Source organism: Psychroflexus salis (genome assembly GCF_014640175.1).
GTDB lineage: Bacteria > Bacteroidota > Bacteroidia > Flavobacteriales > Flavobacteriaceae > Psychroflexus > Psychroflexus salis.
In genome coordinates, this window is sequence record NZ_BMGL01000006.1 from 18,687 (window position 1) to 32,652 (window position 13,966).

Genomic DNA, 13,966 nt, shown 5'->3' on the forward strand with positions numbered 1-13,966 from the left:
TTTGTTCAAAATAAAATCAAAATTAAATGAAGTTTTTTATCGATACTGCAAATTTAGACCAAATTAAAGAAGCACAAGCTTTAGGTATTTTAGACGGTGTAACTACCAACCCTTCGCTTATGGCGAAAGAAGGTATTAAAGGTGAAGAAAACGTAACTCAACATTATATTAATATTTGCGAAATTGTAGATGGCGATGTAAGTGCAGAAGTTATTTCAACCGACTTTGATGGAATGGTAAAAGAAGGAGAAGCTTTGGCGAAACTACACCCACAAATTGTAGTTAAAATACCTATGATTAAAGATGGTGTAAAAGCCTTAAAGTATTTTTCTGATAAAGGAATTAAAACCAATTGCACCTTAGTTTTTTCAGCTGGTCAAGCTTTATTAGCAGCTAAAGCAGGAGCCACTTATGTTTCACCATTTATTGGAAGATTAGACGATATTTCTACAGATGGCTTAAATTTAATTGCTGAAATTAGAAATATTTATGATAATTATGGATTTGAAACTCAAATTTTAGCTGCTTCAGTTCGCCATACCATGCACGTAATTGATTGTGCAAAAATTGGTGCTGATGTTATGACTGGGCCTTTATCTTCTATCGAAGGATTATTAAAACATCCACTAACCGATATTGGTTTAGAAAAATTTCTAGCAGACCATAAAAAAAATCAGTAATTTATATTGAATTGATAAACGATAAGCTAGCATAGAATTGCTAGCTTTTTTTATGTTGTACCATCAAGCTATTTATATTCAATAGGCTTTAAGTCTTGCAGTTTCGATTCAATTGTCGTAAACTTGACAACAATTGTAAAAGCCTATGGATAGTCAAACTTCAGATTCTAAAAATCAAGATATTATTCAAAATACCAATTTAAGTACATATAGTGCATTAATTCCTGTTTTTGCATTAGTAAGTATGCTGGCTTATAATGTTTTTGTATTTGGAGATGCTGCGTTAGAAGGCTCCAATCAATTTATTTTATTAATGGGTGCAGCAGTTGCAGTAATAATTGGTTTCATCAATAAAGTTCCCTATAAAAATATGGTAGCCGAAGTTTCACAAAATGTAAAGTCTACTTCTACGGCACTATTAATTTTATTAATGGTTGGTGCACTTTCAGGAACTTGGCTTATTAGCGGAATTATTCCAACTATGATTTATTATGGGTTACAAATTTTAAATCCTACTATATTTTTGGCAGCCTGCGTAGTAATCTGCGCTGTGCTTTCAATTTCTATCGGAAGCAGTTGGACTACTTCTGCAACAGTTGGAATTGCATTAATTGGCATTGCTAACGCATTAGATATATCCTTAGGGATGACTGCTGGTGCTATTTTGTCGGGAGCTTATTTTGGCGATAAACTTTCTCCTTTAAGCGATACTACCAATTTGGCTCCAGCTATGGCAGGAACCGATTTATTTACACACATTCGATATATGACCCTAACCACAGTACCGAGTTTTGCGGTGGCTTTAATTGCATTTATTATTATTGGATTCACACAAGATAGTACTGGAAAAGCTGATACAATTGAAATTTTAGCAGCATTAGATACTACTTTTCTAATTTCTCCATGGTTATTTTTAGTTCCTGCTTTTGTTATTTTCTTAATCATAAAGAAAACACCCCCATTAATCGCATTGCTTTCAGGTACACTTACCGCAGCAGTTTTAGCTTTAATACTACAGCCCAATTTAATTTTAATTGCCGCAGATGAAACAATTTGGAACACAGCAAACGCTTACAAAGGAATTATGAATGCTATTACAGTCGATATTAAGATTCCAACTGATTTAAAAATATTAGAAGAATTATTTGAAGCTAGCGGCATGAAAGGAATGTTACCTACTATTTGGCTTATTTTATGCGCCATGGTTTTTGGAGGCGTAATGGATGCAATTGGTGCATTAACGAAAATTAGCGAAGGATTATTAAAATTATTTAAGTCTACATTTGGTCTTTTTGCTAGTACAGTTTCTAGTTGTTTAGCTATTAATTTAACCGCATCAGATCAATACTTAGCCATTGTAGTGCCTGGGAAAATGTTTAGCAAAGCTTATGAAGAAAAAGGCCTAGCGCCCGAAAATTTAAGTAGAACATTAGAAGATGCTGGAACCGTAACTTCTGTACTTATTCCTTGGAACACTTGTGGTGCCTACCATAGTGGTGTTTTGGGAGTTCCTGTAGCAGATTACTTTTTTTATGCCATTTTTAACTATGTAAGTCCGTTTATGACCTTACTTTTCGCAGCCTTTAACGTTAAGATTAGACAACTTAAAAAAGCATAATATGAAACTAGATATTTTAGCATTTGGCGCTCATCCGGACGATGTGGAATTAAGTTGCTCAGGAGTTCTAGCTAAAGAAATTTCGCGAGGCAAAAAAGTGGGAATTATTGATTTAACACAGGGCGAAATGGGAACTCGGGGTAGTAAAGAAATTCGTACTAAGGAAGCAAAAAATGCTGCTGAAATGCTCGGTGCAGAAATACGAATAAACCTGAACTTTAGAGATGCATTTGTTACTAACGACGAAGCGCATAAACATAAAATTATTGAAGTAATTCGAAAATATCAACCAGAAATTGTGTTTTGTAATGCAATTGAAGACCGCCACATAGATCATGGTAGAGCTAGTGAATTGGTAAGTAATGCTTGTTTTTTAAGTGGATTACGAAAGTTAATAACAAAAGAAAATAGTTCTATTCAAGAAGCTTGGCGACCAAAACAAGTATTACACTATATTCAATGGAAAGAAATTAAACCCGAAATTGTAATTGATATTTCAGGATTTATGGAGAAAAAACTCAAGGTTGTAAAAGCTTATAAAAGCCAATTTTACACACAAAACACAAACGAACCCGAAACACCAATTTCTTCATCTAATTTTTTAGAAAGTGTAACCTACCGTTCGCAAAATTTAGGTCGGTTAATCGGAACTGAACATGCCGAAGGCTTTACCCTTGAAAAATATCCTGCAGTTGATTCTGTTTTTGATTTAATTTAATCAACAAATATTTTTTTCAATCCGAAATTAATTCTAAATTTGCAATCGCTAAGAAGCAAACATGGTGGATGTAGCTCAGTTGGTTAGAGCGCTGGTTTGTGGTACCAGAGGTCGTGGGTTCGAGACCCATCTTCCACCCTTAAAATGCCCCTTTTTTTTTTATAGAAAGGGGTATTTTTTTTACAGATGAAATTCTACACATACATTCTATTTTCTGAAAAATTAAACAAGCACTACATAGGTCAAACTAATCATGTTCAAAACCGATTAAAAAAACATAACAATAGATACCAAAAATTCACTAAAAAAGGTGTTCCTTGGATGTTGATTGCTGCAGTTGGATACTTTATTTTGAAGTTATCCTAAATATTTAATTTTATGCAGGAACGCTTTCGTACATTTTATTCCGTAGTTCTTTAATGGCTTTATCCGACATATACTCGTCGAATGTCATCATTTTATCAATTACACCGTTAGGGGTGATTTCAATAATGCGATTAGCTACCGTTTGGGCAAATTGATGATCGTGGGTGGTAAATAAAATATTTCCTTTAAAGTTTTTCAAGGAGTTATTAAAAGCTGTAATCGATTCTAAATCCAAGTGATTGGTTGGTTCATCTAAAATTACAACATTGGCTCTCATCATCATCATTCTACTCATCATGCAACGCACTTTTTCTCCACCCGATAAAACTTTACAGGTTTTTAATGCTTCATCTCCACTAAAAAGCATTTTTCCTAAAAATCCACGAATATATACTTCTTCGCGTTCTTCATTGGTTTTTGCATATTGTCTTAACCAATCAACTAAGCTTAAATCAGTTTCAAAAAAGGCACTATTATCATTAGGTAAATAGGATTGTGTGGTTGTAATTCCCCACTGGTACTTTCCAGCATCAGCTTCTTGATTTCCTGTTATTATTTGATAAAAAGCAGTTGTAGCTCGAGAATCTCGAGAGTAGATTACGGTTTTATCTCCTTTGTTTAAATTGATATCAATTTTACTAAAAAGCAATTCGCCATCTAATGATGATTGTAAATTTTCAACATGTAGTATTTGGTCTCCTGCTTCTCGCTCACGTTCAAAAATAATAGCTGGATATCTTCTGTTAGAAGGCTTAATTCCTTCAATATTGAGTTTTTCGATCATTTTTTTTCGCGATGTAGCTTGTTTCGATTTCGAAACATTTGCACTAAATCGTTCTATAAACTGCTGCAACTCTTTTTTCTTTTCTTCAGCTTTTTTATTTTGTTGAGCTCGCTGTCTTGCTGCTAATTGAGAAGACTCATACCAAAATGTATAGTTACCAGAATAATGGGTGATTTTTCCGAAATCTATATCTGAAATATGTGTACAAACCGCATCCAAGAAGTGACGGTCGTGAGAAACTACAATAACACAATTATCGTAATTGGCTAAGAAGTTTTCTAACCAAGAAATGGTTTCATAATCTAAATCGTTGGTAGGCTCATCCATAATTAACACATCGGGATTTCCAAATAAAGCTTTAGCCAATAAAGTTCTTACTTTTTGTTTCCCGTCTAAATCTTTTACTGCTGTATAATGCAAACTTGCATCTATTCCTAAATTAGATAGCAAGGATGCAGCATTACTTTCGGCATTCCAACCGTCCATTTCTTCAAAATCTACTTGTAAGACTCCAACACGTTCGCCATCTTTTTCATCAAAATCAGATTTGGCATAAATTTCATCCATCTCTTTTTTAATTTTATACAGGGGTTCGTTTCCCATTAAAACGGTATCCAATACTGTAAAATTATCGTATTTAGAGTGGTCTTGGTCTAATACAGACATACGTTTACCGGGTTCTAAATGCACATTTCCAGAAGTAGGTTCTTGTTTACCTGCTATTATTTTTAAAAAAGTAGATTTTCCCGCACCGTTTGCACCGATAATACCATAACAATTTCCATTTGAAAATGTGGTGTTTACTTCGTCAAACAAAACGCGTTTTCCAAATTGAACCGATAAATTAGAGACTGAAAGCATAGCTAAAATTTTTTGCAAAAATAGACAATTATTTTGGGTTATAGAAACTGATAACAAACTTGTCTTTTAACGGCGGATTAACAACCTTAACTTAATACTAAACATATATTTGCTTTGCTAATAAATTTATATGCGGTTCTTTTTAGTTTTCATTTTATTCCTACTCACGGCTTGTATGGCAGATAATAACGAGCCATCTTCAACAAAAATTTATGGTGAGATTGTTAACCCATTAGACCATACTTTAATTTTTTACCAAAATGGAAATTTATTAGATACTGTTGAACTCCAAGCTAATGGAAAATTTTTTTATGAATACACTCAAAAGAATGAAGCCATGTTTTCTATCAAGCACGGAGCTGAAACACAAATGTTTTATGCAAAACCAGGAGACAGCATTGCATTGCGCATTAATACGCTAGAATTTGACGAAAGTTTAGTTTACGATGCTGACTCTGCCGTTGAAAATAATTTTTTAATAGATAATTTTTTATTAAATGAAAAAAACAACGATTTAATCTTATCCTATTATAAAATTGAAGTTGATGAATTTTTAAACATCACAGATTCCCTTAAAAACATCCAATTACAAAAGCTCAACGAATTACAAAACAAACATGCATTAAGTCCTATGTTTGTTGAAATTGCTCAAAAAAGCATCAATTTTGAGTTTTACGACATGAAAGAACGGTATGCCTTTTTAATTCAAAAGTACTTTAGTTCTAAAGCGCATCAACTCGATGAGTTTAACTTTTTTTCGTTTAGAAAGGAAATCAATTTTAATGAAGAAAATTTAAGTTCTCACTTTGGATATCTTCGTTTTTTAGATAATTACTTAAAAAACAAGTCGATTGAAGATTGCGCTCAAAGTGAAAATAAAAAAGATTGTTTTGAATTAAATTCATTTCAAAATTTGCATAAACGCATAGAATTAGCCAACAAAATTTTTGAAGACAATGAAGTCCGCCGTCAATTTTTAAAACGATTTGTTCGTAGAGAAATTATTCAATCGAACACAGCAAAAGAAATTGAAACAACACTTCGAATTATTGATGGTATTAATCTAGATGAAGAGAATTTGAAATACTATCATCGTTTAGCCGACTTTCAAAAAAATTACCTAATCGGAAACTCGTTAAAAAACCATTCGGTGTATGACGCAGATTTCAATAAAATTAATTTTAAAGAAATAGTAGCTAATAAACCTACCATTCTTCATTTATGGACGGCTAACTCAACTTCTCTTCATCAAAAAAGGTTAACTAAAATAAAAGATTTACGAGCAAAATTTCCAGAAGTTCAATTTATTGGTATAAACGTAGATTACAACAATAGAGAATTATGGGAGCGAACACTTACACAATATAAGTATAATAGAAAATATGAATTTCAGGTCTTAGGAAAAGATAAAGATCGAGATTTATACATTAATTATTTATCGAAAGTATTTTACGTATCGCCAGAAAATACAACTATAAAAAACTGTACAAATTTGTTGTACAGTAACGATCTAGAAAGCAGCATCCTAGCTTTTTTAAACCAATAAAAAAAATCCCAAGTTTACACTTGGGATTTTCACTAACACACTAAGATTAATAGGTTTATCGGAATCGGTCTACAGATTTTACAAGGTCTTCATCCTTTTTAATGGCCTTATTAGCTAAGGCTAAAAAAACGATAGAAACCAAAGGAATTAAGCCCCCAATACCTTTCTCTGAAATTTCCATTTCTCCAGGTAAGTTTAGCGCCGAATACACAAAAAATCCTATTGCAAAAAAGTTTATAAGAATATTTAATCTTCCTAATACAAATTGAAGTTTTCTATTTTTATATAAGAATATACTTATGAAAGCAAAAACAATTGAAACTGATATAGCAATTGTTGTCTCTAAAAAGTTAAATGCATACACCCACTCCATTTCATGGTTTTTCCATAAAGGGATAAAATTGCTTATTAAAAGCCCATTTAAAATAACAACAAATAAAAGATAAAGGCTTTGCTTGCGTTGTATCATGCTTATTTACTAAACTTATTTAGATTGGTGCAAAAATAATAGAATATTTAGGATTACTTGAAAAAAAAGAAAATAATGTTGTATAATTGCATCAGCATGATGGTCGAAAACTTTCAATCATCTCATTCACAAATTATAAGACTCCTTATTAAAGTTTAATACTATTCATTTTCATACATGTTAGAAATATCAGAATTAAAGTCTAAAAAGCTTCCAGAGCTTCAAGCTATTGCACAAAAACTTGAAATCCCAAAATACCGTTATTTAAAAAAGCTAGATTTAGTTTATCAAATTTTAGATTATCAAGCAGCAAATCCTGAAGTGGTAAAAGAAGCAGTAAGTAACTCTGAAGAAAAGCCAGCCAACAAGCAGAAACCTTCGAAACCAGCTGAGAAAACTAAGATTGAACAAAAGCCTGAACATTCTAAAAAAACAGAATCAGCCGATAACAAACAAGCTAAAAGTAACAGGCAGAATCCTTCAAAAAGACCAAGAAAATCTAAAGAAAATACAGAAGGAACAACAGGAACTGATACTAATAAAGGCAATCCTAACAAGACTAAGCCTAGCCCACAAAAATCGGTTTCTTCTAACAAAGCGGAACATCAAAACCAAAGCAACAGAACTGGACAAGGCAAAACACCACATAGTAATAATAATAATAAGCCAACTTCTGAAAAACAAAATCAAGCTACTGCTTCAAAACACAACCCAAAAGATAAAAGGCAAGCACACAAATCTAGCAACGAACAGCAGCCAAAACCACAGCACAAAGAACAAAATAAAAACACCAACCAAAAGTCGAATCAAAACCATTCACAGAACAATCATCAACAAAAAAACAAGTATAAACAACCTGAATACGAGTTTGATGCTATTATAGAAAGTGAAGGTGTGCTAGAGTTAATGCCAGATGGATATGGTTTTTTACGCTCTTCAGATTATAATTACTTATCATCTCCAGACGATATTTATTTATCGCAATCGCAAATTCGATTATTTGGTTTAAAAACAGGTGATACAGTATTAGGTCAGGTGCGACCACCAAAAGAAGGCGAAAAATATTTTCCGTTAATTCGAATTGTAAAAATAAATGGGCTTGACCCGAAAGTAGTTCGCGATCGTGTATCGTTTGAGCATCTTACACCTTTATTTCCAGACGAAAAACTTAACTTAGATGGTAAACGTGCGAGTATATCAACTCGTGTAATGGATTTATTTGCTCCAATTGGTAAAGGCCAGCGTGGCATGATTGTTTCTCAACCTAAAACGGGTAAAACCATGCTTTTAAAGGATATTGCCAATGCCATAGCATCTAACCATCCTGAAGTTTACCAGATTGTTTTGTTAATTGATGAAAGGCCTGAAGAAGTTACCGATATGCAACGTAATGTTCGTGGAGAAGTAATTGCTTCAACCTTCGATAAAGAAGCGCACGAGCATGTTAGAGTTGCTAATATTGTAATTGAAAAAGCAAAACGATTAGTTGAATCTGGACATGATGTAGTGATTTTACTCGATTCGATTACGCGTTTAGCAAGAGCTTACAACACGGTACAACCTTCTAGCGGAAAAGTATTAAGCGGTGGTGTAGATGCCAACGCACTGCATAAACCAAAACGATTTTTCGGTGCCGCCAGAAATATTGAAAATGGTGGTTCTTTATCTATTATTGCTACTGCTTTAACCGATACAGGTTCTAAAATGGATGAAGTAATTTTTGAAGAGTTTAAAGGAACTGGAAACATGGAGTTGCAACTCGATAGAAAAATTGCAAACCGTAGAATCTTCCCAGCAATAGATTTAAATCTTTCTAGTACACGAAGAGATGATTTATTATTGGATGATAACACCATTCAGAAAATGTGGGTGCTACGTAAATATTTAGCAGACATGAATCCTATTGAAGCAATGGAATTTATTCAAGAACGTATTAAACAATCTAAAAACAACGTAGAATTCCTATTTTCTATGAATAATGGTGGTTAATAAAGTTTTTTTTGAAAATACAACCCGATACAAACAAAAATACCGACTCAAATTTGAGTCGGTATTTTTTTGAAAAATTATCAACTAGCAGAAGGTTTTATACATTTTCATAAATATAAACTTCGGTTGCTCCTAAACCGTAAGTTTTATAGTCTGCATCGTAAAAATTAACTTCTTCATCTCTTCGCAAAAGGCTTTCTAATTCAGCTTTTAAAACACCCTGCCCTACTCCATGAATTAAAATTACACGTTTAATGCGCTTTTGTTTAGCAAATTGAATTTGGCGTTTAGCTGTATCGAGCTGAATGTTGAGCATATCAAAATTCGACATGTTTTTTGTGTTGTCTATCAATTCGTGAATATGCAAATCTACTTCTAAAGCTTCTTGTTTACTTTTTTTGTGTTTAACAATCGTATGAAGTGTTTTTTTCTGTTGAAGTTCACTTTTTTTTACATCCTGTAAAGCCTTATTATCAATCTCAAAGTTAATTTGAGCAGGAAGTAAAACCAATTCATTTGCATTGGCATGCATCTCGAAACCTTCGTTCGTTTCAACAACAAATCCATCATTTTTTGAAGCTAGAACTTTACCTTTTAAATCTTCATCTATCCAAGCTACAAGATCGCCAACTGCAAATTTTTTATTAGTCATGCATATCTTTTTTAGGAGATGAAGCTTCTACTTCATCAAATTTTGCTTCATTTGAAGATGTATCATTTTCATTTTCAATTCTATTTTTGTCATTATCACTTGCCCATTGTCGTGTAGATGAATATAAACCAAACATTAAAACAACCAAACCAATCACCTTTAAGTAAACCTCATCGGTTTCAACAGCCAAATCGTAAATTAATAAAGCAGCACCAATAATAATAAAGGCCGTATAAACCATTTGTTTTTTTGTATTGATCATGAAAATATTTTTTTTTCAAAAGTAGTATTTATCTGTTGAATTCCAGACTTACAAATAATGATTGACTATTTTTTTGATTTTATTAAGAAATAAGCTAATTTGGCAAACTAACAAAACTCAAACTCTAAAACATGGAACCCAACAACCCACAAATTCAACCTAAGCCAAATAACCATCTTGCATTAGCAATTATTACAACCATATTATGTTGCTTGCCAGCTGGTATTGTTAGTATTGTATATGCTACTCAAGTAAATTCTAAATACAACGCAGGTGATTACGAAGGTGCGTTACGATCATCAAAGAATGCAAAAACTTGGTGGATTGTTTCAATTATAACTGCCTTAATTATAATAGTTGGTTACTTTGTTGTTGTTTTTATTATAATTGGAGAAAACCCAGAAATAATGGAAGAATTCCAAAAAGAAATTGAACGTCAACAATCGCTGCAAAATCAATAAACATGGAAATTCAAAAGCCTCCACATCCACCCAATCATTTAGCCATGGCAATTATTACCTTGGTTTTATGCTGCCAAATTACAGGCATTGTTAGTGTGGTATATGCAACACAAGTTAATTCTAAGTATGCAATGGGCGATTACGAAGGAGCTCAACGCGCTTCTGAAAATGCTAAAACATGGTGGATTATTGGTCTTGTATTAGGCCTTATTATTTACGTAGGTGCTTTTTTAGTATATGGTTTGGCCTTATTTGGAATGGCTAGCGGAAGTTTTTAAAATGTCTAAAACTTTAAAAATAACTTTATATACAAGCTTAACATTAGTAGGAATGCTTTTGTTAAGCTTGTATTTTTTCTTCAGTCCAGAAAATGTAAGCTTTTTTCCGAAATGTCCATTTCATAGCTTAACTGGTTTACACTGTCCTGGATGCGGTTCTCAACGTGCAATTCATGCCATATTACATGGTGAAATTTGGACTGCTCTACAATACAATTTTCTTATATTACTTGCTTTTTTAGTTTTAAGTTATAAACTTTTCTTGTGGTTATTTCCTTATCGGAAAAAAGACCAAAAACAACGTAAGAACATTTTATATGCAACCGCAACTCCATGGGTTATTTTTGCCTTAATTATCGGGTTTTGGATTTTAAGAAATATACCTATCAAACCTTTTACTTACCTAGCGCCTTAAATTTATAGTCTAAAGCACATAACTTACACTATAAAGTACTAGTTATTTTTGAATCGCTTTAAGTAGTAATTTTAGCTATACTTTCAGAATAAAAAATTCGTAACTAATTATGAAATTGTAGCTTTGTACTCTCAAAATTTAAACTATGAATGAAGCTATAAAAATGCTTGAGCCAAAAGCAATTTGGAACAATTTTGCTAAGTTAAATGCAGTACCAAGACCTTCAAAAAAAGAAGAACGTGTAATTAAATTCATGCAAGATTTTGGTAAAAAATTAAATTTAGAAACCTTAACCGATCAAACTGGAAATGTAATTATCAAAAAACCAGCAACCAAGGGCTTCGAAAATCGAAAAACCGTGGTGCTTCAGTCGCATTTAGATATGGTGCATCAAAAAAATAATGATACTGTATTTAATTTTGATACTCAAGGAATTGAAATGCATGTAGATGGTGATTGGGTTAGAGCAAAGGGAACTACACTTGGTGCAGATAATGGTTTAGGTGTAGCTACCATCATGGCTATTTTAGAAGCAAAAGATATTGAGCATCCTGCCATTGAAGCATTATTTACTATTGATGAAGAAACGGGGATGACTGGTGCGAAATACCTAGACAATGCAATTTTAGAAGGTGAAATTCTATTGAATCTTGATACGGAAGAAGATGATGAAATAGGAATAGGTTGCGCTGGTGGTGTAGATTTAACAGCTTCAAAAAAATATACCCAAGAAGAAACACCAAGTAAATCAATTGCTTATCAAATAACCGTTAATGGCTTAAACGGTGGTCATTCGGGCATGGATATTATTAAAGGACTTGGTAATGCTAACAAAATAATGAATCGCATTTTATTTTTAGGACATTCGCAATTTGGTATGCGTATCCACTCCATACATGGTGGTGGACTTCGCAATGCGATACCTAGAGAAAGTAAATCGGTAGTTGTAATTGACCATGTTAATGAAAATGCTTTTATAAAAGCAGCAAATGAATTAGCCGAAACCATTCAACAAGAATATAAAAGTTTAGAGCCAAATTTGAAATTTTCTTTTGAAGCAACTAAACTTCCTGAGATGCTTATGAATTTAAACGTGCAAGAAACTTTTTTAAAAGCCATTGAAGCTGCTCATAATGGAGTTTATCGCATGAGTCCAAGTGTAGATGGTTTAGTAGAAACTTCGAACAATATTGCAAAAATCAATGTTGAAAATGGAGAGATTGAAATTTTGTGCTTAACCCGTTCTTCGGTTGAGTCTACTAAAGTAAGTTTAGCACAATCTTTAACTTCGGTATTTGAATTAGCAGACTTTTCGGTAGAATTATCGGGTGATTATCCTGGATGGGAACCCAATCCAAATTCTGAAATTTTACAAGTTTTAGATCGTATTTACCAAGAACAAAACAACGAAAAAGCAAATATTGCAGCTTGCCATGCTGGCTTAGAATGCGGTATTTTAGGAAGCCATTACCCAAATATGGATATGGTTTCATTTGGTCCAACCATTCGTGGAGCGCATTCACCAGACGAAAGAGCAAGCATTTCGTCTACTCAAAAGTTTTGGGAACTAACCAAGGAAGTTCTTAAACAAATTCCAACTAAATAAAATATATTTGAACAAAAGATATTATTCTAAAAGACCTGTTTGTAAACATAACAGGTCTTTTTTTGTATTAAAGCTTTACAATAAATTAATAAAAAGTAAAACTAATAGCTGTAAGTCCTAATAGAAAAAGAATCAGTGCTAAGGGATAACTAATAGCAATTACAATTGTTTTTATAAAACTAGCCAATTTAGAATGGCTATAAAAATTCCTAACTGACTTATAGGTGTAATAAAAGACGCCAAGATTTACAATAGCTTTAAACCAGACTGTTTCTATGTATAAACTTATAAAAAAGTACATTGCATAAATCACTAATAAAAAACTACTTAAACTAAAATTAAAAATAATATGCTCAGCAAATGTTTTTTGTCTTCCAAAAAATAAAAGTAAATAACCAAGACTAAAAAAAGGAATAAAAAAGAACATATAAAAAGGTATTTTTGGTAGCAAAAAACTTACAAAACTAGAGAAGTTTTGTTCTGATTTAGCTAAGCCTCTCAAAAATCGAAACTTTAGCCATCCTAAAAAAGAATCATCTACAAGTTCTTGGTGAATAGCTTCTTCGTATTTTAAGTATTTATTTTCTAGCAAAGCTTTTTCTAAAGAAGTTTTATCATTATCCTGAGCATGACCAAGCAAAATGATGCTAGGTTGATCTAAAGCAGCTTTTTCCTTTTCAATAATATCTTCCAGTTCGGCAATTTGTTTTTTAATTTTTTCTCGACCTTCCGATTCATCTAATTTTTGTAAATCCTTTTTTAAATTGATTAATGTAATCGAATCAGCTGTTCCACTGTTTGCTTCTTTAACACTGTCTAAAAAATTAATTTTATCCATCTTTTCGTAATCTACATATTGACTAACTACGAGGAAAAAAATAATAGCAATACTCAAAAAAAAGCGAAAGGGATTTGTGAAATGCTTACGTTTTCCGTTAGTATATGCTAAGGCGAGTTCACCTGGCTTTAAAAACATATATTTTATGCTTTGCCAGAGTTTAGAGTCATAAGAAATCAAAGAGCTAAACAATTCTTCTATTAAATCTTTTAAGCTTAATTTTTTGGTAGTATTTCTTTGGCCACAATTTGCGCAGTAAGCATCACTCTTATCTAATGCATGATTACAATTTAGGCATTGTTCTCCTCTATATTTCAGTGAAAAGCGTTTTGGTCTTAAGCTAGGTAAAAATTTCATTAGTAAAATATTATACTAAACTAAAGAAAAAAATGAAATCTTTAACTGATTATTTATTTGAAAATT

The 13,966-nt window shown here is 32.3% G+C and carries 15 protein-coding genes and 1 tRNA gene; 11 read left to right on the plus strand and 5 right to left on the minus strand.

Annotation, left to right across the window (positions count from 1 at the left end; all coding sequences use genetic code 11):
- Positions 1 to 26: 26 nt before the first annotated feature.
- The 5 genes from fsa (at position 27) to IEV63_RS13120 (ending at position 3,382) form a co-directional block, all read left to right on the plus strand.
- Positions 27 to 680 (plus strand): fructose-6-phosphate aldolase, encoded by a 654-nt coding sequence (fsa, locus tag IEV63_RS05745; RefSeq protein WP_188405840.1) that lies wholly within the window; start codon positions 27 to 29, stop codon positions 678 to 680.
- A gap of 145 nt (positions 681 to 825) precedes the next feature.
- Complete coding sequence (gene nhaC, locus IEV63_RS05750; RefSeq protein ID WP_188405841.1) at positions 826 to 2,298, plus strand: Na+/H+ antiporter NhaC; 1,473 nt, start codon at positions 826 to 828, stop codon at positions 2,296 to 2,298.
- Position 2,299: 1 nt separating this feature from the next.
- Entirely contained in the window at positions 2,300 to 3,016 is a 717-nt protein-coding gene (gene bshB1, locus IEV63_RS05755; RefSeq protein WP_188405842.1) for a bacillithiol biosynthesis deacetylase BshB1, read from the plus strand.
- A gap of 63 nt (positions 3,017 to 3,079) precedes the next feature.
- A tRNA-His gene (locus IEV63_RS05760) sits at positions 3,080 to 3,155 on the plus strand.
- Positions 3,156 to 3,202: 47 nt separating this feature from the next.
- Positions 3,203 to 3,382 (plus strand): GIY-YIG nuclease family protein, encoded by a 180-nt coding sequence (locus tag IEV63_RS13120; protein WP_188405843.1) that lies wholly within the window; start codon positions 3,203 to 3,205, stop codon positions 3,380 to 3,382.
- Positions 3,383 to 3,392: 10 nt separating this feature from the next.
- Here the strand turns inward: IEV63_RS13120 and IEV63_RS05770 are convergent, their stop codons facing one another.
- Positions 3,393 to 5,027, minus strand: a complete 1,635-nt coding sequence (locus tag IEV63_RS05770; RefSeq protein WP_188405988.1) for an ABC-F family ATP-binding cassette domain-containing protein — start codon at positions 5,025 to 5,027, stop codon at positions 3,393 to 3,395.
- Positions 5,028 to 5,202: 175 nt separating this feature from the next.
- On the opposite strand from IEV63_RS05770, the gene IEV63_RS05775 reads away from it, so the two are divergent.
- Entirely contained in the window at positions 5,203 to 6,573 is a 1,371-nt protein-coding gene (locus tag IEV63_RS05775) for a TlpA family protein disulfide reductase (protein WP_188405844.1), read from the plus strand.
- 55 nt (positions 6,574 to 6,628) lie between these two features.
- Here the strand turns inward: IEV63_RS05775 and IEV63_RS05780 are convergent, their stop codons facing one another.
- Complete coding sequence (locus IEV63_RS05780) at positions 6,629 to 7,042, minus strand: DUF4293 domain-containing protein (protein ID WP_188405845.1); 414 nt, start codon at positions 7,040 to 7,042, stop codon at positions 6,629 to 6,631.
- Between the two features lie 177 nt (positions 7,043 to 7,219).
- Between IEV63_RS05780 and rho the strand changes: the two genes are divergently transcribed.
- A complete protein-coding gene (gene rho, locus IEV63_RS05785) occupies positions 7,220 to 9,031 on the plus strand; it encodes a transcription termination factor Rho (protein WP_188405846.1) in 1,812 nt (603 codons plus the stop codon).
- 97 nt (positions 9,032 to 9,128) lie between these two features.
- Here the strand turns inward: rho and IEV63_RS05790 are convergent, their stop codons facing one another.
- Both IEV63_RS05790 and IEV63_RS05795 read right to left on the minus strand, forming a co-directional pair.
- Positions 9,129 to 9,683: a Smr/MutS family protein gene (locus IEV63_RS05790; RefSeq protein ID WP_188405847.1), complete on the minus strand. Its 555-nt coding sequence runs from the start codon at positions 9,681 to 9,683 to the stop codon at positions 9,129 to 9,131.
- Positions 9,676 to 9,945 (minus strand): hypothetical protein, encoded by a 270-nt coding sequence (locus tag IEV63_RS05795; protein WP_188405848.1) that lies wholly within the window; start codon positions 9,943 to 9,945, stop codon positions 9,676 to 9,678. Before IEV63_RS05795 ends, IEV63_RS05790 begins: the two co-directional genes overlap by 8 nt.
- 131 nt (positions 9,946 to 10,076) lie before the next feature.
- Here IEV63_RS05795 and IEV63_RS05800 point away from each other — a divergent pair, with 131 nt between their 5' ends.
- From IEV63_RS05800 to IEV63_RS05815, 4 genes are all read left to right on the plus strand, one after another.
- Complete coding sequence (locus tag IEV63_RS05800; protein WP_188405849.1) at positions 10,077 to 10,406, plus strand: CD225/dispanin family protein; 330 nt, start codon at positions 10,077 to 10,079, stop codon at positions 10,404 to 10,406.
- Positions 10,407 to 10,408: 2 nt separating this feature from the next.
- Positions 10,409 to 10,684, plus strand: coding sequence for a CD225/dispanin family protein (locus IEV63_RS05805; RefSeq protein WP_188405850.1), 276 nt, complete (start codon positions 10,409 to 10,411; stop codon positions 10,682 to 10,684).
- A 1-nt stretch (position 10,685) separates the two neighbouring features.
- Complete coding sequence (locus tag IEV63_RS05810; protein ID WP_188405851.1) at positions 10,686 to 11,099, plus strand: DUF2752 domain-containing protein; 414 nt, start codon at positions 10,686 to 10,688, stop codon at positions 11,097 to 11,099.
- A 145-nt stretch (positions 11,100 to 11,244) separates the two neighbouring features.
- Positions 11,245 to 12,705: an aminoacyl-histidine dipeptidase gene (locus IEV63_RS05815; RefSeq protein WP_188405852.1), complete on the plus strand. Its 1,461-nt coding sequence runs from the start codon at positions 11,245 to 11,247 to the stop codon at positions 12,703 to 12,705.
- 85 nt (positions 12,706 to 12,790) lie between these two features.
- Here IEV63_RS05815 and IEV63_RS05820 read toward each other — a convergent pair whose 3' ends face one another.
- On the minus strand, positions 12,791 to 13,900 hold the full coding sequence (locus IEV63_RS05820; RefSeq protein ID WP_188405853.1) for a DUF3667 domain-containing protein: 1,110 nt from the start codon (positions 13,898 to 13,900) through the stop codon (positions 12,791 to 12,793).
- Positions 13,901 to 13,966: the final 66 nt, after the last annotated feature.

Coding starts and splice junctions, on each gene's coding strand:
- IEV63_RS05795 (WP_188405848.1), bottom strand. CDS start 9,945: ATGATCAATACAAAAAAACAAATGGTTTATACGGCCTTTATTATTATT.
- IEV63_RS05810 (WP_188405851.1), top strand. CDS start 10,686: ATGTCTAAAACTTTAAAAATAACTTTATATACAAGCTTAACATTAGTA.
- IEV63_RS05770 (WP_188405988.1), bottom strand. CDS start 5,027: ATGCTTTCAGTCTCTAATTTATCGGTTCAATTTGGAAAACGCGTTTTG.
- IEV63_RS05780 (WP_188405845.1), bottom strand. CDS start 7,042: ATGATACAACGCAAGCAAAGCCTTTATCTTTTATTTGTTGTTATTTTA.
- IEV63_RS05775 (WP_188405844.1), top strand. CDS start 5,203: ATGGCAGATAATAACGAGCCATCTTCAACAAAAATTTATGGTGAGATT.
- IEV63_RS05815 (WP_188405852.1), top strand. CDS start 11,245: ATGAATGAAGCTATAAAAATGCTTGAGCCAAAAGCAATTTGGAACAAT.
- IEV63_RS13120 (WP_188405843.1), top strand. CDS start 3,203: ATGAAATTCTACACATACATTCTATTTTCTGAAAAATTAAACAAGCAC.
- rho (WP_188405846.1), top strand. CDS start 7,220: ATGTTAGAAATATCAGAATTAAAGTCTAAAAAGCTTCCAGAGCTTCAA.
- IEV63_RS05800 (WP_188405849.1), top strand. CDS start 10,077: ATGGAACCCAACAACCCACAAATTCAACCTAAGCCAAATAACCATCTT.
- IEV63_RS05805 (WP_188405850.1), top strand. CDS start 10,409: ATGGAAATTCAAAAGCCTCCACATCCACCCAATCATTTAGCCATGGCA.
- nhaC (WP_188405841.1), top strand. CDS start 826: ATGGATAGTCAAACTTCAGATTCTAAAAATCAAGATATTATTCAAAAT.
- IEV63_RS05820 (WP_188405853.1), bottom strand. CDS start 13,900: ATGAAATTTTTACCTAGCTTAAGACCAAAACGCTTTTCACTGAAATAT.
- bshB1 (WP_188405842.1), top strand. CDS start 2,300: ATGAAACTAGATATTTTAGCATTTGGCGCTCATCCGGACGATGTGGAA.
- fsa (WP_188405840.1), top strand. CDS start 27: ATGAAGTTTTTTATCGATACTGCAAATTTAGACCAAATTAAAGAAGCA.
- IEV63_RS05790 (WP_188405847.1), bottom strand. CDS start 9,683: ATGACTAATAAAAAATTTGCAGTTGGCGATCTTGTAGCTTGGATAGAT.